We start from the raw sequence: 21,243 nt of genomic DNA on the forward strand, positions 1-21,243 counted from the left end.
TTATGACCACCACAAGCCAACAAACATTTACAAGCTTTGCTGAGTTTTACCCTTATTACTTGTCAGAGCATAAAAATAACACCTGTCGACGCTTACACTTTGTTGGTTCAGCATTAATTTTAATATTAGTTGCTTACACTTTAGTAACCGATCAGTGGTCACTGTTATGGTTATTACCCGTTTTAGGTTATGGCTTTGCTTGGGTAGGACATTTCTTTTTTGAACACAACAAACCCGCTACGTTTAAACATCCTTTTTACAGCCTATTAGGTGATTGGGTCATGTTCAAAGACATATTACTTGGAAAAATTCCCTTTTAGCTGTACTGTAATATTTAAGACTGAACATACAGATTTTTTATTATTAGGAGGTTTTATGAAATATTTATTATGTGTACTTATAGTTTTGATTTTTAATAGTTGTGCAAAAACTTCTAGAACGGCTAGTGAGCCAATACCAGCTTCAGAAACTCAAGAATCTGATCGCGGAAAGTGGGGCTGGAATCTAAAAAGCCAAAAAGAAATAGATAGACAGCGACAAGAGCGTAAAAATGAGCAGCGAGCTCCATATTAAATATAATAGTATTTTAAATAAATCCCCTTTTAAAATTTTTTGAAGTTGACCGTTTCTACAGTCAACCCATCTGCAAATCGAAAGAATCCCTCAAAAAACCTATGTTTTTTTAAAGTCAATATGGTTTGACTAAAAAAAGTACAAATATCTTTTATTTGGAGCCTTTTCAAGCTCACAAAAAAACCGTAAACTTGCGCCCCTTTTTGACATGACGAACATTTTTTGCACGATTTAAATAAAGGCAAACAACTCCTTATATGATGCAGATAGGTCCGCATACGTTAGAAAACAATTTAATGCTCGCGCCAATGGCTGGAGTAACTGATCGCCCGTTTAGACAATTATGTAAACGTTTAGGTGCGGGCCTAGTGGTATCAGAAATGCTTTCTTCTAACCCTAAGGTTTGGAACACAGATAAGTCCAAACAACGAATGGATCATGAGGGTGAAGAAGACTTACGTTCTGTGCAAATTGCCGGGTCTGATCCCGTACTAATGGCACAAGCGGCACAATTTAATGTTAAAAACGGGGCACAAATTGTTGATATCAACATGGGATGCCCCGCTAAAAAAGTAAATAAAAAGTTAGCCGGTTCAGCTTTATTACAAGACCCAGCTCTGGTTGAGAAAATCATTCAGGCCGTGGTTGCAGCAGTAAATGTTCCGGTTACTTTAAAAATACGCACAGGTTGGAATGTCGAAAATCGCAATGGCTTATTAATAGCTAAAATTGCACAAGACAACGGCATTCAATCATTAGCGGTGCATGGTCGCACCCGAGCCTGTATGTACAAAGGCGATGCAGAATACGACACCATTAAGGCTATTAAACAAGCTGTGTCTATTCCTGTTGTCGCCAATGGTGATATTACAGACGCCCTTAAAGCTAAGTACGTTCTGGAATACACCGAAGCAGATGCTGTAATGATTGGTCGAGGCGCCCAAGGTCACCCTTGGATTTTTCGAGAAATCTTACATTACCTGCAAACAGGTCAAATACTGGCTGCCCCCAGCATTGAAGAAGTGAGTAGCGTATTGCTAGAACACGTCGCCAATGTTCATCAATTTTATGGTGATTTTATGGGATGCAGAATTGCTCGCAAACATGTGGGTTGGTATTTGGCAGAAAAAGATCAGCAACGGCTGTTCCGTGCAAAGTTTAATGTTATCGAAGATGCAAGGCAGCAACTCGATGAATTAGCGGTGTACTTTGATAAATTGGCAGATGAACAAGCTATAACGTCTTTGGGCGCGCTTACTTCAACTGCTGTATGATAACGACTAACTTAAAGAGCAAGATTTCTATATGTTCGAACAAAATGTAACTTCTCCTTTTACCACTACGGTAACGACTCCTTCGCAAACTCAGGCTCAAAAGCCTCTTCGCGACTCTGTAAAACAAGCTGTAAACAAGTACCTTAAGCAACTTGATAACACTAACATCGAAAATTTATATGAGTTAGTTATGGCTGAAGTTGAAGCACCTATGCTAGAAGAAATCATGACCTTCACTCGTGGTAACCAAACCCGTGCGTCAATCATGTTAGGTATCAACCGTGGTACACTCCGCAAGAAATTAAAACAGTACGGCATGAACTAAGCCAGTCTGTATAGAAAAGAGCACCTTATGGTGCTCTTTTTGTTTGTAAAGACTATGACCAAATAGTCAAGTAAACCCTATCTTCGTATTTTGGCTTTAATTAATAGTGGAACCAGCATGCAAAATGATTCTCCAGTAACACCCATCCGAAGAGCACTTCTCAGCGTATCTGATAAAACAGGTTTGTTAGAGTTTGCACAATTTTTAGCAAGCCAAGGTGTAGAGTTGTTATCTACAGGCGGTACCGCAAAGCTACTTAGCGACAACGGGTTAACAGTTATTGAAGCCTCTGATTATACAGGTCATCCTGAAATCATGGATGGCCGCGTGAAAACCTTACACCCTAAGATCCACGGTGGAATACTCGCTCGTCGTGGTCAAGACGAACAAGTTATGGCAGACAACAATATTCAGCCAATCGATCTAGTGGTAGTCAACCTATACCCGTTCGCCGCAACAGTTGCCAACGACGACTGCAGCTTAGAAGATGCCATTGAGAATATCGACATTGGCGGACCCACTATGGTGCGCGCCGCAGCCAAAAATAATAAAGATGTGACGATTGTTGTAAACGCGAAAGATTACGCACGTGTAACTAAAGAAATGCAGGCCAATAGTAACACCGTTACCCAAGCAACACGGTTTGATTTAGCCATAGCCGCCTTTGAACATACTGCAGAGTACGATGGCATGATTGCTAATTACTTTGGCACAATGATAGAAGAAGCGGAGTCTTGTGAGCCTGAGAGCAGCCAATTTCCACGTACTTACAATATGCAATTCACTAAAAAGCAAGATTTGCGTTACGGTGAAAATAGCCATCAAGAAGCAGCATTCTATGTTGAGAACAACATTCAAGAAGCCTCGGTTGCTACTGCGACTCAACTTCAAGGTAAAGCGCTATCATTCAACAATATCGCCGATACCGATGCTGCCTTAGAATGTGTTAAAGAATTTGATGTGCCTGCATGTGTTATCGTTAAACACGCAAACCCTTGTGGTGTAGCATTAGGCGACGATATTTTAACCGCTTACGACCGCGCTTTTAAAACAGACCCAACCTCAGCCTTTGGTGGCATTATTGCCTTTAACCGCGAGTTAGATGCAGCAACAGCCCAAGCTATTGTTGACCGTCAATTTGTTGAAGTGATTATCGCGCCAACGATTAGCGATGCAGCTGTTGCAGTAGTCGCAGCAAAGAAAAATGTACGTTTACTTGCATGCGGTGATTGGCAAGGGCAGCTAACCGAAGGTCATGACTTTAAACGTGTTAATGGTGGTTTATTAGTGCAAGACCGTGACTTTGGTATGGTAGAACAAGACGAACTGCAAGTTGTTACTAAGGTAAAACCTACCGAACACCAGCTTAAAGATCTAATGTTCACTTGGAAAGTCGCCAAATACGTCAAATCTAACGCCATTGTTTATTGTAATGACAGTATGACAATCGGCGTAGGCGCTGGTCAAATGAGCCGTGTTTACTCTGCCAAAATAGCGGGGATCAAAGCTTCTGACGAAGAGTTACAAGTTGAAGGTTCGGTAATGGCATCTGATGCATTCTTCCCGTTCCGTGATGGTATTGATGCCGCTGCAGCAGCTGGTATAAGCGCTATTATTCAACCTGGCGGCTCAATGCGTGACCAAGAAGTGATTGATGCAGCGGACGAACATGGCATTGCTATGGTCTTCACTGGTATGCGTCACTTTAAGCACTAAGAACCGTTTCTCTATAAATAAGCATTAAAGGCTAATTTGATGAAAGTATTGATTATTGGCGGCGGTGGTCGCGAACATGCTCTAGCTTGGAAAACAGCACAATCTAGCAAAGTGACCCAAGTGTTTTTAGCTCCGGGTAATGCCGGTACTGCCCTTGAAGATAAATTAGTCAATGTTAATGTAGGGGCTGAAGACGTACCTGCATTGCTAGCATTTGCTAAAGAAAACCAAATGGACTTAACCATAGTTGGGCCAGAAGTGCCTTTAGTATTAGGTGTGGTAGATGCGTTTCAGGCTGAAGGTTTAGCCATCTTTGGTCCTTCTCAGGCCGCGGCTCAACTTGAAGGGTCTAAAGCCTTCACTAAAGACTTTTTAGAACGTCACAAAATACCCACTGGCGACTACCAAAACTTTACTGAAATAGAGCCGGCTATTGCTTATGTACAGCAAAAAGGCGCACCTATTGTTATTAAAGCTGATGGTTTAGCAGCGGGTAAAGGCGTCATAGTTGCGATGACACTAGATGAAGCCGAAGATGCGATTCGCGATATGTTAGCGGGTAACGTATTTGGTGAAGCCGGAAGTCGTGTGGTGATTGAAGAGTTTCTTGATGGTGAAGAGGCCAGTTTTATTGTTATGGTTGACGGTAAAAACGTTTTACCTTTTGCCACTAGCCAAGATCACAAACGTGTAGGTAATGGCGACTCAGGTCCCAATACAGGCGGTATGGGAGCTTATTCTCCAGCACCCGTTGTGACTCCAGACATCCACCAGCGAGTGATGGATGAAGTCATTTACCCAACCGTGAATGGTATGGCGGCTGAAGGCAATACATACGTAGGCTTCTTATACGCCGGCTTAATGATTATGGCCGACGGCACACCTAAAGTAATTGAATACAATTGCCGCTTTGGTGATCCTGAAACTCAACCTATCATGTTACGTTTACAATCTGATTTGGTTGAATTGGTTGAAGCAGCCCTTGATGGCAAGCTTGACCAAATTCGCGCAGCATTTGACCCAAGAGCATCTGTTGGTGTAGTACTTGCCGCGGGTGGTTACCCTGGTAGCTACAACAAAGGTGATGTGATATCTGGCCTAGAGTTAGGTAATAGCGAGGCTAAAGTGTTTCATGCTGGCACTAAAAACATTGATGGTAATGTCACCACTAATGGCGGCCGTGTACTTTGCGCTACCGCATTAGGTAACACAGTGACCGAAGCTCAACAAAATGCTTATGAACTTGTAAAAACTATTAGCTGGGACGGCATGTTCTATCGTGATGATATTGCTTATCGTGCTATTGCCCGTGAGCAAAGCTAGTATTTAAACAAGCTTAGTTAACAACTTTAAAAAAGCGCTGCGGCGCTTTTTTTATAGCTGTAATACAACCTCTAAAAACCTCTCCTTAAATGCAAACATACTTTTTATTCTCACCTTTAATAACAATCATTCTTAAAGTTTAATAATGCGCAATAAAATTACCGTTAATATTTGTTTATATTGAATTTTTAGTTAAAGAACGTATATTTCCCCGAGGCAAAAATACTATCGTTATTCGGCAAGTTATGGCGATAGCCAATTTCCATTTTAAATCACCATTTTTAACTCACTAAAAAACGTAAAGGTTAATCATCATGCAAAAAATAAGTCACATACTGTGGATGGTATTTATTGCATCGTCTGTAGTTTTTTCTGACTTTACCTCAGCGGCTATACCTGCAGGTTATTATGATTCGGTCAACTCTCAATCAGCAGAAGCCCTTCAAGAGTCTTTGCATCAAATAATTAATGACCATCAAAGATTTCCTTATACATCTAGTGCCACCGATACCTGGGATATACTCGAAAAAGCCGATGAGAACCCTAGCGACCCAAGCAAAATTATTAGCATTTATACCAACAAAACCTACCCTAAAGCAGGCGGCGGTAATAGCCATTACAACCGCGAACATGCATGGCCAAAGTCCTATGGGTTTCCTGATAACGGCTCTGGTAATTATCCATATACAGATGCTCATCACCTATTTTTGGCTGACAGTGGCTACAACTCTAGTCGTAATAATAAACCCTATGCTGAATGTGACTATGGCTGTGCTGAAAAAGTAACCACAGCAAACCATAATCGAGGGGGCGATGACAGTGAATCTAATTGGACTATCGGCTCAGGTTTTACAGGAAGTTGGGAAACATGGAGCGAACGTAAAGGTGACACCGCTCGCGCTCTTCTGTACTTAGCCGTCAGGTACGAGGGGGGCACACACTCAGTCACAGGCAAACCCGAACCCGATCTTAGGTTAACAGACAACCGAGCCTTAATTGGCCAGTCGAATACTGGGGATAATTTATCCATCGCCTACATGGGATTAAGAAGTACCTTAATTCAATGGCACAAAGACGACCCAGTTGATGACTTCGAGCGCCGCCACAACAACGCTGTTTATACTTACCAAGGTAATCGTAATCCCTTTATCGACCATCCCGAATATGTCAGCTGCATATTTGAAAACAATTGTTCTGGAACGAATTCGGCTCCTGATCTCACAGCTCCAAGTCTAAGCAATGCATGGATAAATGAACTTCATTATGACAATAGCGGCACAGACCAAAATGAATTTGTTGAGATTGCAGGTATTGCCAATAGCAACCTAGATGGCTGGATATTAGTGGCCTACAACGGGAATAACGGTAGCCCTTATAAAACCACATTCTTGTCTGGCACTATCAGCAATCAACAAAACGGATTTGGCACTTTGGCATTCAATATCAGTGGCTTACAAAATGGTGCAGCAGACGCCTTAGCCTTAATCAATGACAAAGGTAGCGTGATTCAATTCTTAAGTTACGAAGGCACCTTAACCGCCACCAGTGGTGATGCTAATGGATTAACTTCAATAGATATTAACGTCAGTGAAACTAGCTCTACTCCGATAGGCCATTCATTACAACTTTCTGGGAACGGACAATCCTATCGAGACTTTAATTGGCAAGTTGCAACCCCAAACACGACTGGTTCTATCAATAAAAACCAATCATTCTTAACACCTCGTTAAACGCACCATTAACCTAAGGTAGAGTTTGTTTATAAGCCAAACCATTGATTAAGCGCTCTACTTCAATGGGTGTAAAACACAAAGAACGCTTGATTCGATCACTGCCTGTATCCTTTTTTGTCGTCAATAAATGGCTGCGATGATTTTCGTCATTATGCCAAATAATTTTACTCGACACGCTAATATGTAATGCATGGCCACTGTACCAATCACAAAACAACAAGCTTGCAAGCGGGTTTTCTATTAAGTTACCCAGCGTATTAAAAAAACCATTTCCAGGATAATCATCTATCAACAATTGTCCTTTTGAATTGATAGATACAAAACCAGCACTGCCACCACGATGAGAAATATCGGCACCACGATTATTACCTTGCTGCCCATCATCAAAATGACTCGCAATAAAAAATGCATCGGCGTTAGATATAAAGTCTTTATCTGCCTGATTAAGATGTAGGTCTGTGACTAAAGAAAACTCACCGTAATGATGATTATGCAGCAACGTTTTAGGCTGTATATATTTAGGGCAATTGCCATAGCTTTGCAATATCGTTAAACGGATGTTTTTTTGATTAATATCAGTAACTACAGCGTTAGCACGATTACGTCTTTTGGTGTCAAATTCAATACCCAATAACCCCACTCGGTCACCGACTTTGATGTCATCGTTAATGAAATCTCCTAACGAGTTTTGAGTATTGATAACTAATTCAGTACCTGACGGTGACTGGATAAAATTCGGTACCCCAAACAACAAACTCGCCCGTGTCTGCATACGATGATCCATATAACCAATATAAATCATGGTCAAATCGCTAAAAAAGTCTCGATGCTGCTGCGGCATAAACTCACGGATAAACTTAGGCCCAATATCAACCATACGCTGGTAAGTGCCAGCCCTTTTCTGAATATTCTTTTCACCCTTATGCCAAACTGACAGCAGCTCATTACTCATGGATACTCCTTAAGCCGTAATAAGTTCGAGGCGGATCCCACCAGGAATAAAACACATCATATGCTGAATAGGTAAATCACCTAATGGCTCGGGAGCAAATTCAATTTCAACGCTATCAAGCAACCTAAGTCGTTGATACACACTATTTAGAGCCTCTAAGTTTGCCACCTTAAGTGCAAAGTGATGTAGGCCAACATTTTGTTTGCGATTAAAGGAGACCATATTACTCACATCAGCAACCTGCCAGAGGGTGAGCATTACCGTACCATCAGAAACAAAAATCGCAGGGTAATCGGGCTTTTCACCGACTTTTTTAAAGTTTAATTGCTCAATAAAAAACGCCGCAGTTTGTTTAATATCTGGCACGTTTAAGCCTAAATGATGAATGCCTGACGTGGTAATTGAGGTTGTATCAACATTAGCTTGAGTAGATGAACTGCACATAGAGAGTGACCTTAATAATAATGTTATTTACAGGAGGTGAACAAATCTGTACACCCATAATAGGTGAACAGACTTGTTTACGTCAAGGCAAAAATGTTTATAATTTATAAAAATTAGAAACACTAAGACCAAATAAAATGCAGCCTCGAAAACAACATTTAGTCGACACCGCATTAACCTTATTTAATCAATATGGCTATCACGCCACTGGTATCGACTTAATTTTAGCCCAATCAAAAGTGTCAAAAGCGACACTCTATAAACACTTTCGCAGTAAAGATGAATTAATTTTAGCGGTACTAGACCAGCGCCATAATCAAATATTATCCATGATCAACAGCAAGATTGAGCACACCGCTCTTAAAAGCACGCATCCAGTCCTTGGAATATTTGATGCACTAGATGAATGGTTCAATAGTGATGATTTCTATGGCTGTAACTTTATAAATGCTAGCGCTGAATATGCCGCCTCCCTAGACCCTATTCATGTGTTTGCCGCGCGACATAAACAAGCAGTTGTGGACCTTATCAAGACACAGTTAGCTGCAACAGATACAAGTCAAGCAGAGCAAATTAGTTTGCTCGTTGAGGGGGCTATTGTCATGGCACACACTAGAGGTGTTAAAAATTCTGCAATAACAGCAAAAAAAATGGCTCAATTTTTACTTAACGCTAGTAAGAAGTAAACACTTACAAACATTTTAAAAATATCATTACGAAAATCTTAGTGAATAAACACCAGCTTTAGTAATATGGGGTAAAAAGGGTCCAGCCCTTAACGTGGATGGTGCACAAGCCGACTTAAAAGGTTACCTAATGCAGAATTACACTTGTTAGATTTAGTGCATTTTACAGTAGAAGAAAAACCAGTCGTTGTAGCCAAATACATAACTAATTTTATGGTTGCCCCTGTAGCTCAAAAAACCTCAAAGGCAAAATTAAAAAACGTAAAGGTAGTCTATGTATTCACCACACCTATGCTGCTTATTAACTTATGTTTGAAGCTTGTAATGCAAATTGCTCACTTAAATAAGAATATAAATTCTGTATATCGAAGGGCTTACCTAAAAAGCCAGTGAACCCTATGGACATATACTCATCTATATCTTCTGACATTACGTTTGCGGTTAACGCAACAATTGGAATATTTGTGTCCTGTTGTCGAATAACTTTAAAGGCCTGCTTTCCATCCATGATTGGCATTTGAATATCCATAAGAATGATATCAGGATGACATAAACTAAACTTACCAACGGCCTCTTCTCCGTTTTCTGCAATATGAAGCTCTGCATTCGTTTCATCTAACATCGACTTTATAATCTCTTGATTGATTATATTATCTTCTGCAACAAGAATTCGCTTACCGCTAAAATCAGGAACTTCAATAGGCTTCACTTCAGCTTTTGGAGCTTCCACCTTTGTCGATTTTGTTAGAGGTAAGAAAATAGTAAATGTAGTCCCTTTACCTTCGGTACTCTTAATACTAATGTCACCTTCCATTAAAGACACCAAATCCTTAGTAATCGACATACCAAGTCCAGTGCCACCGAATTTTCTGGTAATCGAAGTATCAGCTTGAGTAAACCTGTCGAATAGGCCACCTAGCGCTTCTTCAGACATGCCTATACCTGTATCTGTTAATTCAATTGCCACACCCAGCACAGTATTCTTTTGAGTATCACTAAGGCGAATAGTCACGCCACCTTCTTCAGTAAACTTAATAGCATTAGAAACCAAATTAAGCAGAACTTGTCTAATTCTGACCGGATCACCGACCCAAATTCTAGGAAAATCTTCCTCAAAACATACGTTGATGCCAATATCTTTTTCAAGTGCGACGGGTAACATATCAGAGATAACAGACTCAATTATGCTTAACATAGAGAACTCAATTTTCTCTACCGTTAATTGGTTTGCTTCAATCTTGGAGTAATCCAGAATATCGTTAATTATTCGCAGCAAAGAATTTGCAGAAAAAATTGCTTGTGGAATTAACCTTTGGTTTTTAACGTTACTTATATCGTGCTGTAGTAGCTGTAATATCCCTAATATGGCATTTAATGGGGTGCGTATTTCATGGCTCATATTTGATAAAAACATGCTTTTAGCACTATTAGAACTTTCTGCTTGCTGCTTTGCTGCTCGAAGTAAACTTTCTGTTTGGTGCCGTTCGCTTATATCCTGAATCACTGACCAGGTATAATCTCTGCCATCCTCACCTTCAATTTTAACGCCTGACATCTGTACTGGGTAGCTATACCCTGATTTATGAATATACTCTTTTATGTAAGGCCCGTAGCGACCTGTAACTGTTAATAAACGATGTTGTTCTTCGTCTAATTCTCTATATTTTTCTGGAGTGAGCTGCCAATAAGACAATCCATTAAGCTCTTCTAAATCATAACCAGAAAAACGAACTAATTCTTGATTGGCATAATCAAACAGACCATCTTCTACTCTATTTATGGCTACCCCAATAGGGGCTATATTAACAAATTGTTTAAATTTTTCTTTTTCTAATAAATATGCCCGTTCAAAGTGTTTGGCATCAACATTAGCATCAACTAATTTGATCTGAGTTTTCACTAAATCAGACACATCTCTAACTACAGCAAGAACAAGGGATCTGTCTCCTACAGGGATGGCAGTTAACGACACCAAGCTTGGAAATGTTGAACCATCTAACTTAGCGTGCAGCCACTGAAAAACTTGTGGCTCACCACCAATAGCCTTTTCGATATATTCCGCTGCCATATTTTGAGATTTTCGCCCACAAGGTTGAAGCTCTGGAAATATGTCAGCTAGTTTTAGATTAAGAAAACTCGCTTCACTATCAACCCCGTGCATAGTGACGGCAGACGAGTTACATTCAATAAAGTCACCAGAATTCAAGTCTATGATTGAAAGGGCATCAGCAGAAACATCAAATAACTTTCTATATTTGTCTCTTTCAAAGCAAGCGTCATTAAGCTGACTCTTTAGCTTCTTATTTTCATTTACTAACGCCCTATACTCGGACTCATTCATCTTAATACATCCACTTATGTCGTCGTTTTAGCAAAATATTAATTGTAAATTATCCATTAAAAAAAACTTTAATAAAAACTATGCCGATGCTCAATGCTGTAACATTTGGGCATCAACTGCCAGCATAGTTGGCACAATAACTAACTATAAAATTTAGCTAAACAGATAAATAGAGATCTTATAGGCATTGCTCTCGATATTATACATCTAGTATCTGAAATTAGTTTACAGGTGAACAACGTAGAGTAGAAGTCGTAAGTATTATTATCGGGTAATGTACCTTGCACAGCATCATATCGGCCTATTTTACGCTTTATTGAATATCAGAGTAATCAATAATGTACTAGATTCACAGCACAACTTAACTAGGGTATTAATATTCATTTGATATGCACTTAGACACATTTTCTAACTCAGCTATATTTTGCATCAATCTTTTTCAAAGGCCGTAAAACTAGTCCTAAACCTCCCAAGGCTAGTATTAAAACCAATATGAGTTCAAAAAAAGCCATAGTTCTTAGATTAAGACGTACTGACAAAACCACGCCGAATATCAATGCGGTGATTGACCCTAACGTTAGCAACCAACCCAGCATAATTTTAACATTGAAAAATACCAATTCAATGCCAAATATAAAGAGGGCCATGATCAAACCGCAGGTAACACTGGGCTTATTGCCCCCCAAATAAACGTGAATTTAAACTGAAGTTAGACGATACCGCCGGAACTACCACCTGCACCATTTATACTTAAGACTCTTTATTCTTAATTTATAACACACCTTGGTTGGCCCACTTAAGGTTTGAAACTATTTATTCTTTTTAAATTGCTTTAATTTCTCTACAACATCATTTGCAAATTCTTGTGAGCGTTGCTTTTCATTTACTATGAATTCAAAAACAGATGGAGCAGATTTACCACCTATCGAATAGGCTTCTAACTTAGCACCGCGTTGTATGAGCTTTTCTGCATTTTGATAATGTTCCATCAAAATAGCAAAAAGAAGTGGAGAGTATCCTGAGTTATTAATCTGATTAACTTGAACGTTTTTAAAATCAAGCAAGTAATCAAGTGTAGTTTCATGTGATGCTGCAAGGTGGAGCACATTTGAACCATGTTGAATTGTTTGAACTAAAACCTCTGGTGAATCTTCTACAATTACCTTTAGGATATCTAACCTCTCCCAATCTATTGCAAGAAGCGCTTTTTCAATATTGGATACACTCATTTCTAAAATGTCTGGAGTAAAATCTATAACGTTTTCTACTTCATAATCTTCGATAAAAATAAGGGTACTGTTAACAATTTTATGAGGGGGGATTGTGAGTCTTAAGTGTTCATACCCTTTATGGGCCTTGACTTTTCCAGCAAAATCAAACCGAATGTTGTTACAAGGGTCGATGAAATCAAACTCTTCCATAAAGATAGCACACCCCAGTACGGGACTCACTTGACTATAAATTCCATATTCGGGAATTTCACTCATATACAGGTTATTTTTGGCGATATAATTTTCAGTAAACTGTCTGATCGCACTAGCAAATACATTTCCTTCTTTGCGTGCTATCGATTGGTAGGCTAGAAAACGCTGTTTTTCCAAAGGTGTATTTTTAAAGGATTGTCTAATTGACTCTAATTGCACTTCAGTTCTGCGATGTATGATCACAGGAAACCCTTTCCAAATTGTTTTTTGTATTGAATTTATAGGCGCGTTTATCAAATCGACATCTTTTGGCTGTAAGTAAGTAGCAACCGCACCAAGAGGTAACAATATTAAACCTAATGATAGTAATACAAAAATATCGATTCGAAACCTAAAAGAAGTTTTCATCTATATTACTTATTTTTCTTAAAATCATCTTCATTAGCTCCAGACCACACTTTACTTAATAAATGCATGGCAGTGGCGACCCTATTAATAGGCTTAATTAAGTCAGTGGTATCGGATTGCTGCATGTCTAGTTTAATGGCTTCTAACGAACTCGCCATTTGGCCAAGTTGTTGCACTGCTTGCGAAGTGGGGTCTCCTTCTACTTTTAAGGTTTGCTTACTGCTAAAGGCACTACAAATATGTTCCCAACGAGCAGTTTGCTCTGCATTCATTACGCCCCTTAAGATTGCCAGTTTAAGTAGGTTTTCTTCTGCACCCGAGGTGAGTGTTTGTGCTTCACCCGTATAGTGGTCGCCAATCAATTGCATCAGTTCATCGTGATTCATCACAGCCGAGACTTTTTCGGCCATTTTGTTCATATTTCGATAGCTACCCTGCAATTTAAACGGGGGCTCTTCGCGATAGTCCTCTGCGGTAGCCGCTGATTGAATATATTGTAAGTTCACCTTCAAAATCACATCTTGAATTGCGCTAAGGTGCTTTAACACACTGGTGATTTCGTTTACTTCTGCGCCACTATATTGATGACTTAAATCACTGCTACTAGACTCTCCATCTTGCGCCATAACAACGAATTTATATACGTCTTGCATATCTCTTAATGCTAAGGGTGCAAGAACAGGATTAGATGTCAGGGCATTTTCGATATAGCTCAGTGCAAACTGCTCTTCTTTGCCTCCTAGTACATCCCCTAAGTTGTAAATGTCAGCGCGGTTTGCCAACATATCAGGCACTTTAAATACATCCCCAGACTCTGTGTAGGGGTTACCCGCCATGACCACACAGAACTTTTTGCCGCGCATATCATAGGTTTTCGACTGGCCCTTCCAAACTCCTTCGATGCGTCTGGTCCCGTCACATAAAGAAATGAACTTTTGTAAAAACTCAGGGTGAGTATGTTGGATATCATCTAGATACAGCATGACATTACTACCCATCTCTAGGCCCAAATTTAGCTTTTCAAGTTCCTGACGAGCGGTAGCATTAGGGGCATTTTCTGGGTCGATAGATGTCACATCATGACCAAGTGACGGGCAGTTTATTTTCATAAACACCAAACCTAAGCGGTCGGCTACATATTCCATCAAGGTGGTTTTACCATAACCGGGAGGCGATATTAATAATAATAGCCCCATTAAGTCGGTGCGCTTATTGTCACCTACTGTACCCATTTGTTTCGCTAAGTTATCGCCAATAATGGGCAAATATACTTCATTGATTAATCGGTTACGTACAAAGGAACTTAACGGCTTAGCCTTATAGGCATCCAGTTGTAACTCTTGTTTGCTTAGCTGCATTTGTTGCTGGCGTAACTCATGATATCGATGAAAGTTTGCCACATGTTGCACATGATACTGATTAAGCCTTTCACTATATTCATCTAAAGCAATGTTTAACTGACTATCTTTAATATTTTTATGATCGCTAAGTAACCCATCAATGGTGATATTTAAGTCTACTTTACTTGGCCGAGTACTGAGCTTATCTTGGCAAATAATAAGTGCCGCAGCCTCTGGTAAATAATGGCCTAATTGAGCCTTATCATTTTCTGACAAAGTAGCGGACAACCATGCATTAGTAAGTGACCACTGCTCCTCTAAACCATGTATAACAAAACTATTTGACGAAGCGCTCTCAATTAATTGATTAAACTGTGCCATGGCAGATTGGAATTCATGACCATGGCCTAGAGTGTCTAATTGCTTGGCAAAGTTTGCAGCTAACCCCTTGGCAGGCTGACTGCTGATAAACGCCAATTTAGGTTGCGCTAATTCAGCGCTTAAATAATGACTACTTTGCTCAATTTCGTTGTGGGCGAAGGTTAAAGCAAATCGCTCACAAAACTCTTGTAGCTTATGTTGCAAGCTTTGTTGTAATTGCTCAAAACCCTTAAGGCTATTAAAAGAATTAGCCAACAGCTGGGCGCTAAAGGCATGGCTTTGCCAGATTTTTTCTTGGTTTTTGTCTCGACTAGAAAATCCCCAAAACATCATTGCCAACGCTCTGGATTTTGGTGAGTAACGTAATAAATCGGCTTTTTGATGCACAGGCAAAATAGCCTGTAATACCTTTACCGTATCCGAGTCGTGAACACCTTTTTCGTAGCCTTCTTGGTAACGCTCAGACATATAGCCGCGTACTAAGTCTAATAACGCTTTTGAGTCATTAGCTAACTCGTACAAACCGTTAATAGACTGTCCACTCTGTTGCAGCTCTGCATCACGAATAATTAAAGAGGCGAGATACTCAATACGACTGACTTGGTCATTTTCAGACACTAACGCCTGTTGCCAATACGGCTTGAGTTCGTTTAATTCTTGACTGTCGAGCGGCTCAAAATAATCCGTCCCCACTAAGTGACGATATAACCCATCATCACGGGGCAATAAAGTTAAGTCTAGATTTTGTGAATTCACACTAAACTTATGCTTACCTAACTTGATGACAGCACCGCCATCTTCAAAGATATCCTGTTTATCACGTAAACTACGAATACCTTGTTCTTTAGCCGCTTTAAGCTGGGCCTCTAAATCATCAGCTTTAACCGGATCGTTCAAATCACGAAGCTGTGCAACTAAGTCAGCAAGCTTCATAACCATAGGATCAGAAGCAAAATAAGTATTGAGCTGATCGGCATCGTTAAACCCCGCAGCCCGCCTAGAAACACCTTTTAAAATACGCTCAGCAGCGCCAAATAAGTTTTGACAGCGGCGCTGTTGGTCTTCAATCAGACTTTGTTTACGGCTCTCAAATACGCTGTGAAGTTCTTCTCGTTTATCCATAATGTCGGATAAAAACTCGTCATACTCACTAAATTTAGACTCTAACTCTTCGAGCTGAATCATTAGCCGTGATAGTTGTTCGTCAGCTTTTTCGGGTGTATCTACCATAGCTATTGCGCTATTTATACTTTGAGAAAACAACCTAAATTGTGCAGCAAACTCGGCAGAAGATTCGCCAGACCCTAATTCTTTACGACGTTTTTTGCCTTGGGCTTTAACTTGATTTAACTTGGCGTAAATTTCAGAAATATCATCAAGAATCTTGGTTCTTACAGTAGCATCATCAACTTTTAAGCCGTTTAATATTTCGGTTAGTAAATTTAAGCCAACAGATAGTCCATCTAGTTCATCAATAAGAGGCTTGATATCTACGACTAGAGCCACGACTGCCACGTTACCTTCTAAAGCGGAGATTTTGTCATGGTATGGTTGTAACGCCTTATCAGCTGCTAAAAACGCTACGGTAGCACTGCTTACCTCTTCGAATTTTTCAGTTACTTGAGTATCTAATTCGGCGATGCGTGTTTTATTTATATAGCGCTGGTCTTTCAAAGTGATTAAATGGCCCCGCTGCTGACGTAATGCAGTCAAGCAGTCCACGTATTGTTCGGGCGATTGCCAATCACTAATCTTAACAGTAGCTAACACATCAGCCTGTTTTTGCTCGGCTTGAGCTAGGGCTTTGTCAGCCTGTAAGCGTATTTGCTCAACCTTTATAAACTCATCAATTACCAGCTCAGCGGTAGCAGTAATACTGTGTACAACCTCACCTAAGCCGTTAACTTCTGGCTCCGATAACCAATAATAACTGTCGAACATAGTGCGGCAGGTTTTGATTAAGTCTTCGTATAAATTACGACTGGGATTTGGGTTAGCCACAGAACGATTTATGGCAATCAAATCTGAAATACCCCGTACTAATTCTTTATTGCCAATGCGACTAAAAAAACTATCGGTTGTGGGTTGCTTAGCGGCATGCTCTTGGCTGAAGTAGGGGGTTTCCCATACTTGCATAGGGTGTACGCGAGTTGCTTCGTCTTCAGCCACAAACACCACCATAGTGCCATTTTCAAACACGCTATAACCATGTGCATAAATAGGGTTTTGTAACTCTTTACGAATAAGATTGTAAGAATACAAGCCAACCAATCCAGATTCTGGTTCGTAAAATACGTAAAGCACATCCTCGCCATTAGGGGAGCGAATGGTACGCTTAAAACGTAAACCTTCTATTTCATCTGGGAAAGACTTAGTTTCACCATTTTGTAGGTAATAACCACCGGGGAAAATAATGCCGTGGTCTTCTGGCAAAGAAACACAAGCCAGCCCAATAGCATCAATTCGGTTAATTTGATTCGTGCGAGTATTAAACACCAAAAAGCGGTATTGTTTTTCACGATAAGGCTGAATTTTTAGCAGTATTAGCGTGCCAATTTTTGCGTATTGAATATCGGCATCAGCAAGACTTTGAGTCTGATCTTCTACTGGCTCATTATAAATGCCTAAGCCGTCTTCTGTATTATTTTCGACCTTGATAGTGAGCTGGCCGCTTAGGGTTTCAACAAACACAGAATCAAGAATATTAACATGAGGATGCTGGCCTGTTACGTGTTGCTCGCGGCCTACTTTCAACCATTCAAAATCATGTGATGGCGCGGTTTTTATGGACCGCTCACCGCGATTATCTATGTAGGTAGCACTACCGTCTTTGTTTACTCGCCATTGAAATACTCGGGTGTCTTCAATTTTTCGGCCAATTTGAAACACAGCAAAAAGGGTTTGATTTTGTACTTTAAGCTGAATTAATCGAGCTTCTTTGTAATAAACATATAGCTCACTGAACTCTTTAACAAAGTTAGTCTCCGCTAAAAAGCTACCTGCTAGGTCTTGGGCTTCAAGATCATATCCTGCGTCACTTTGCTTGAGCTTAAACAAACCAAATACATCTTGTACTTTGGTTTCTTTTTTAAGGCCAATGAATACGTTGTAGCCAAATAAAATATGCTCACCAACTGGTACTATATCTCTGGCTACACAATTGTTTTCAGTTCTGACGCGTACTCGGCTAAGTACATCCAATTTCGCTTGACCAAACTCATCAATACGAGCTTGATTAAGGGCATCAACTTTTTGTTTAAGAGCTGACGCTTGCTCGTTTAAGCGAGCGCGAATAACTTCATAAGCCCCGCCCTCGGCAACCGCTTGGTCAACTTGGTTTTGATCTGTTGTAGCCTGTTCTGCCATAAAGCCTCTCCCAGCTAATGAAAACGAGCAGCGATATCACTGCCCAAACACTGTTTATTAGCTTGAAGTGCTGTCGTTCTTTTTACTTAAGGCATTGGCAACTAAATCCATAATTTGGGGATTGTCTCCGCCTTCTTTTAGAAATTTAGCAACCAGTGCGGTAATAGCCGTGTCTTTAGCATTACCACTTGCACCACCAAACCCAGCAATTAACTCTTTGGCGTCTTCTACAAAGCTGGCATCGCCATTGAAGTGATCTGCAAAGGCTGTTTGTAGCGTTTCACTTTTACCTATGGTGCCATCAATAGACTTGCCCACAGACAAAGATTTAACAAAGCTATCTAGATAACTGGTATCGCCACCCACAATGTCGATGTTTGCTTCTTTTAAGGCTTCAGATAACACTAGAGCTTGTTGTTTAGCAATTTCAACGTTGGTAGTAATAGACTCCATGTTTTCTTCGTGATGTTTGTCTAGGCGCATTCTGAATTCTTCGTGTGAACGCTGACTGTCAGACATAGTCCCCATAGCTTCAAACTTCTTAGTCATACCTTCAGCTTCGGCAGCAGCTTTTTTGGCCATGACTTCAGCTTCTGCCACACCGGTTTTTTCAACAGCATCGGCTAAGGCTTCTTGTACTCTAACCTCGGCCATGCCCTCTTGTTCTTTAGCAATGGCTTGTGCTTCCATCACTTTAGCCTCTGCTAACCCAGTAGCTGCAGCAAGCGCTTCTTTACCTTCTGCTTCTTTACGTTGTGACAAAGCTAGTTTCTCGGCCACATCTAGGTCAGCCATCGCAATCACAGATTTCTCTTTGGCAATGTACTCAGCAGATTTCTCAGCGGCTTCGGCGGCTTTAATGTCTTTCACTAAGGCTTCTTCAGCTTCGGCTTCGGCGGCAATTACTCTGGCTTTTTTCAAGCGCTCTGCTTCAGAAACCACACGTACGTCGTTAATTTCTTCTTCTTTTTCAGCTACGGTTTTATCTACTTCTACTCGGCTGCGAATAACATCGGCAATTTCACGCTTTTCATGCTCTAGGAGCTTTTCGTTAGCGATGCGTTGTAACGATGCTTCTTTCTCACGTTCAATTTGCTCTAGCTCGCGGGCTTTTACAACACGCTCTTCTTCAATGGCAACGGCACGTAAGCGGTTATTCTCGGCCACTTCAACTTCACGTTGTTTGTTTTGTTCTTGCACTTCAATTTCTTGTTCTGCCTGTACTCGTGCCTGTTCAGATTTGAGTTTTTCTTCATGCTGAACGCGTTCTGTTTCCGCAGTTTCTCGGGCAACCACAGTTTCAACTTCACGTTTTTGTTTCGCTTCAGCATCAGCTTGCTGGCGTTCTAGCTCTAAAATGGCTTCGCGGGTTTCGACGTCTTTACGCTTGATTTTCATCTCTTCATCACGTTGAAACACATTGGTTTCTATGTGTTGCTCTGCTGTAAGTTGCGTGATTTTACGAATACCTTGCGAGTCTAAGATATTATTTGGGTCAAGCTTTTCTAGGGGCGTTTGCTCTAGGTAATCAATAGCAACATCTTCAAGTACATAACCGTTTAGGTCAGTGCCAATATTATCGATGATCATGTCACGGAACTTGTCACGCTTGGCGTATAAGTCTTCAAACTCTAAAGACTTGCCGACGGTTTTTAGGGCTTCTGAGAATTTGGCACTAAACAAGTCTTCTAATGTGGCAATGTTAGACGCTCGCTCACAGCCAATAGCTTGAGCCACCTTCATTACGTCATCACGGTTTTTGTTCACCTTTACAAAAAAGCCCACTTTGATATCTGCACGAATATTATCGTTACAAATCAAACCATCAGAGCCGCTTCTGTCAACCTCAATCGTTTTTAATGAGATATCCATAATTTCCATTTTATGAAATACCGGTATCACAACACCACCAGTAAAAGTAACCGTAGGTTCGTTACCCATTTTGTTAATGATCATGGCACGGCCTTGCTCTACTTTTTTGTATAAACGGGCAAGCATAAGCGTGATCCCCATAACTAATACAAAAATGCCTACGGCAAGAGAAATCCAAAAAATCAAATTACTTTCAGTATTCATTCGTTGACTCCATTAACAACTAAAATTTGGGGAAAGGGTTATACGCTTGCAGATGACATCGCCATCACCTCGGCTTCGCTGGCAACCGTATAGCTATCAGTGCCTTCAGAATACTCTAACAACACAACACGGCTGCCTTTACTTAAATCGTTAGGAACGTTAGCCATAATGGTGTACACCATGCCGTCGTCAGCTGTGGCTTGACCAAAAGACTCAGTGACAGTTTGTGTGGTAACTGTACAAATCACACCATCTAGGTCTTTTTTCGAGACGGCTTCGTGGGTGTGAAAAACTTTACGCAAAGGTTTACAACATATAGCGGCAAACGGAATCGCTATCACCACAGCAAACACTGCCACAATAAAACCAACCGCGGTAGCAGTGAGCACGCCATCGAATAAGGGCATTAAATATTTGCGGGCTAAATAGGTAAAGGCGAAGGCATATATATCTACTAAGGTGAGGACAACCGTTAACGGCACACCATCTAACCCTAGGCTTTCTATCCACGTGCCACTGGTTGCTTCAGCATCGCTGTCAGTATCAAAATCAAGAATTTCAATATCAATCAAACCAGCAAAAGCCGTTAGCCAAAACAGCATTAATACAATTAAAGGAATGGTAAATAATATGATGGGAAAACTAAATATTTCGCTTAAAAAAAGCTCCATTTTTAAACCGCTCCGTTACTTCTTATGAGAATCAAATTAACCAATTCGAAGGCAGATAAAACTACGTTGAAATTCTCAGGTTGTCAATGCGACTTATTCTTATCGATACTAAGCAGATGTAACAAAACGCATTGATTTTTATAAAAAATACAGTCTGCTTTACAACACTACAAGCGCCCCAGCTCTATACTACTCCCTTAAAATAAGCCT

15 protein-coding genes are annotated in these 21,243 nt (G+C 40.4%); 8 read left to right on the forward strand and 7 right to left on the reverse strand.

Annotated elements, in window-relative coordinates:
• Positions 1–2: 2 nt before the first annotated feature.
• The 7 genes from ABJD71_RS05665 to ABJD71_RS05695 all read left to right on the forward strand — a co-directional run bounded on the left by ABJD71_RS05665 (position 3) and on the right by ABJD71_RS05695 (position 6,941).
• Entirely contained in the window at positions 3–320 is a 318-nt protein-coding gene (locus ABJD71_RS05665; protein ID WP_348165863.1) for a DUF962 domain-containing protein, read from the forward strand.
• 55 nt (positions 321–375) lie between these two features.
• The gene (locus ABJD71_RS05670) at positions 376–573 is read left to right on the forward strand and encodes a hypothetical protein (protein ID WP_348165866.1); all 198 of its coding nucleotides are present in this window, start codon (positions 376–378) and stop codon (positions 571–573) included.
• 260 nt (positions 574–833) lie between these two features.
• A complete protein-coding gene (gene dusB / locus ABJD71_RS05675) occupies positions 834–1,847 on the forward strand; it encodes a tRNA dihydrouridine synthase DusB (protein ID WP_348165927.1) in 1,014 nt (337 codons plus the stop codon).
• Positions 1,848–1,878: 31 nt separating this feature from the next.
• A complete protein-coding gene (gene fis, locus ABJD71_RS05680; RefSeq protein ID WP_133469908.1) occupies positions 1,879–2,172 on the forward strand; it encodes a DNA-binding transcriptional regulator Fis in 294 nt (97 codons plus the stop codon).
• 117 nt (positions 2,173–2,289) lie between these two features.
• Entirely contained in the window at positions 2,290–3,888 is a 1,599-nt protein-coding gene (gene purH, locus ABJD71_RS05685) for a bifunctional phosphoribosylaminoimidazolecarboxamide formyltransferase/IMP cyclohydrolase (protein WP_348165869.1), read from the forward strand.
• Between the two features lie 39 nt (positions 3,889–3,927).
• Positions 3,928–5,211: a phosphoribosylamine--glycine ligase gene (purD, locus tag ABJD71_RS05690; RefSeq protein WP_348165872.1), complete on the forward strand. Its 1,284-nt coding sequence runs from the start codon at positions 3,928–3,930 to the stop codon at positions 5,209–5,211.
• Between the two features lie 314 nt (positions 5,212–5,525).
• Positions 5,526–6,941 carry an endonuclease gene (locus tag ABJD71_RS05695; RefSeq protein WP_348165875.1) on the forward strand — a complete coding sequence of 472 codons (1,416 nt, stop codon included), beginning with the start codon at positions 5,526–5,528 and terminating at the stop codon, positions 6,939–6,941.
• A gap of 13 nt (positions 6,942–6,954) precedes the next feature.
• On the opposite strand, the gene ABJD71_RS05700 is transcribed toward ABJD71_RS05695, so the two are convergent.
• Positions 6,955–7,896 carry a pyridoxamine 5'-phosphate oxidase family protein gene (locus ABJD71_RS05700; RefSeq protein ID WP_348165877.1) on the reverse strand — a complete coding sequence of 314 codons (942 nt, stop codon included), beginning with the start codon at positions 7,894–7,896 and terminating at the stop codon, positions 6,955–6,957.
• Positions 7,897–7,905: 9 nt separating this feature from the next.
• Positions 7,906–8,340: a VOC family protein gene (locus ABJD71_RS05705; RefSeq protein WP_348165879.1), complete on the reverse strand. Its 435-nt coding sequence runs from the start codon at positions 8,338–8,340 to the stop codon at positions 7,906–7,908.
• A gap of 137 nt (positions 8,341–8,477) precedes the next feature.
• Here ABJD71_RS05705 and ABJD71_RS05710 point away from each other — a divergent pair, with 137 nt between their 5' ends.
• Complete coding sequence (locus ABJD71_RS05710) at positions 8,478–9,026, forward strand: TetR/AcrR family transcriptional regulator (RefSeq protein WP_348165882.1); 549 nt, start codon at positions 8,478–8,480, stop codon at positions 9,024–9,026.
• Positions 9,027–9,327: 301 nt separating this feature from the next.
• On the opposite strand, the gene ABJD71_RS05715 is transcribed toward ABJD71_RS05710, so the two are convergent.
• The 5 genes from ABJD71_RS05715 to ABJD71_RS05735 form a co-directional block, all read right to left on the reverse strand.
• Positions 9,328–11,367: an ATP-binding protein gene (locus ABJD71_RS05715; RefSeq protein ID WP_348165886.1), complete on the reverse strand. Its 2,040-nt coding sequence runs from the start codon at positions 11,365–11,367 to the stop codon at positions 9,328–9,330.
• An 809-nt stretch (positions 11,368–12,176) separates the two neighbouring features.
• Positions 12,177–13,199 carry an ankyrin repeat domain-containing protein gene (locus ABJD71_RS05720; RefSeq protein ID WP_348165889.1) on the reverse strand — a complete coding sequence of 341 codons (1,023 nt, stop codon included), beginning with the start codon at positions 13,197–13,199 and terminating at the stop codon, positions 12,177–12,179.
• Between the two features lie 5 nt (positions 13,200–13,204).
• A complete protein-coding gene (locus ABJD71_RS05725) occupies positions 13,205–18,286 on the reverse strand; it encodes a DNA repair ATPase (RefSeq protein WP_348165892.1) in 5,082 nt (1,693 codons plus the stop codon).
• A 57-nt stretch (positions 18,287–18,343) separates the two neighbouring features.
• Positions 18,344–20,362 (reverse strand): hypothetical protein, encoded by a 2,019-nt coding sequence (locus ABJD71_RS05730; RefSeq protein WP_348165895.1) that lies wholly within the window; start codon positions 20,360–20,362, stop codon positions 18,344–18,346.
• A gap of 38 nt (positions 20,363–20,400) precedes the next feature.
• Positions 20,401–21,033 (reverse strand): hypothetical protein, encoded by a 633-nt coding sequence (locus ABJD71_RS05735; RefSeq protein ID WP_348165898.1) that lies wholly within the window; start codon positions 21,031–21,033, stop codon positions 20,401–20,403.
• Positions 21,034–21,243 lie beyond the last annotated feature (210 nt).

Source organism: Paraglaciecola sp. (assembly GCF_039943935.1).
Classification (GTDB): domain Bacteria; phylum Pseudomonadota; class Gammaproteobacteria; order Enterobacterales; family Alteromonadaceae; genus Paraglaciecola.

Excerpts from the sequence above, each read along its gene's own strand:
- ABJD71_RS05665 (WP_348165863.1), top strand. The coding sequence starts at position 3 with ATGACCACCACAAGCCAACAAACATTTACAAGCTTTGCTGAGTTTTAC.
- ABJD71_RS05670 (WP_348165866.1), top strand. The coding sequence starts at position 376 with ATGAAATATTTATTATGTGTACTTATAGTTTTGATTTTTAATAGTTGT.
- dusB (WP_348165927.1), top strand. The coding sequence starts at position 834 with ATGCAGATAGGTCCGCATACGTTAGAAAACAATTTAATGCTCGCGCCA.
- fis (WP_133469908.1), top strand. The coding sequence starts at position 1,879 with ATGTTCGAACAAAATGTAACTTCTCCTTTTACCACTACGGTAACGACT.
- purH (WP_348165869.1), top strand. The coding sequence starts at position 2,290 with ATGCAAAATGATTCTCCAGTAACACCCATCCGAAGAGCACTTCTCAGC.
- purD (WP_348165872.1), top strand. The coding sequence starts at position 3,928 with ATGAAAGTATTGATTATTGGCGGCGGTGGTCGCGAACATGCTCTAGCT.
- ABJD71_RS05695 (WP_348165875.1), top strand. The coding sequence starts at position 5,526 with ATGCAAAAAATAAGTCACATACTGTGGATGGTATTTATTGCATCGTCT.
- ABJD71_RS05700 (WP_348165877.1), bottom strand. The coding sequence starts at position 7,896 with ATGAGTAATGAGCTGCTGTCAGTTTGGCATAAGGGTGAAAAGAATATT.
- ABJD71_RS05705 (WP_348165879.1), bottom strand. The coding sequence starts at position 8,340 with ATGTGCAGTTCATCTACTCAAGCTAATGTTGATACAACCTCAATTACC.
- ABJD71_RS05710 (WP_348165882.1), top strand. The coding sequence starts at position 8,478 with ATGCAGCCTCGAAAACAACATTTAGTCGACACCGCATTAACCTTATTT.
- ABJD71_RS05715 (WP_348165886.1), bottom strand. The coding sequence starts at position 11,367 with ATGAATGAGTCCGAGTATAGGGCGTTAGTAAATGAAAATAAGAAGCTA.
- ABJD71_RS05720 (WP_348165889.1), bottom strand. The coding sequence starts at position 13,199 with ATGAAAACTTCTTTTAGGTTTCGAATCGATATTTTTGTATTACTATCA.
- ABJD71_RS05725 (WP_348165892.1), bottom strand. The coding sequence starts at position 18,286 with ATGGCAGAACAGGCTACAACAGATCAAAACCAAGTTGACCAAGCGGTT.
- ABJD71_RS05730 (WP_348165895.1), bottom strand. The coding sequence starts at position 20,362 with ATGAATACTGAAAGTAATTTGATTTTTTGGATTTCTCTTGCCGTAGGC.
- ABJD71_RS05735 (WP_348165898.1), bottom strand. The coding sequence starts at position 21,033 with ATGGAGCTTTTTTTAAGCGAAATATTTAGTTTTCCCATCATATTATTT.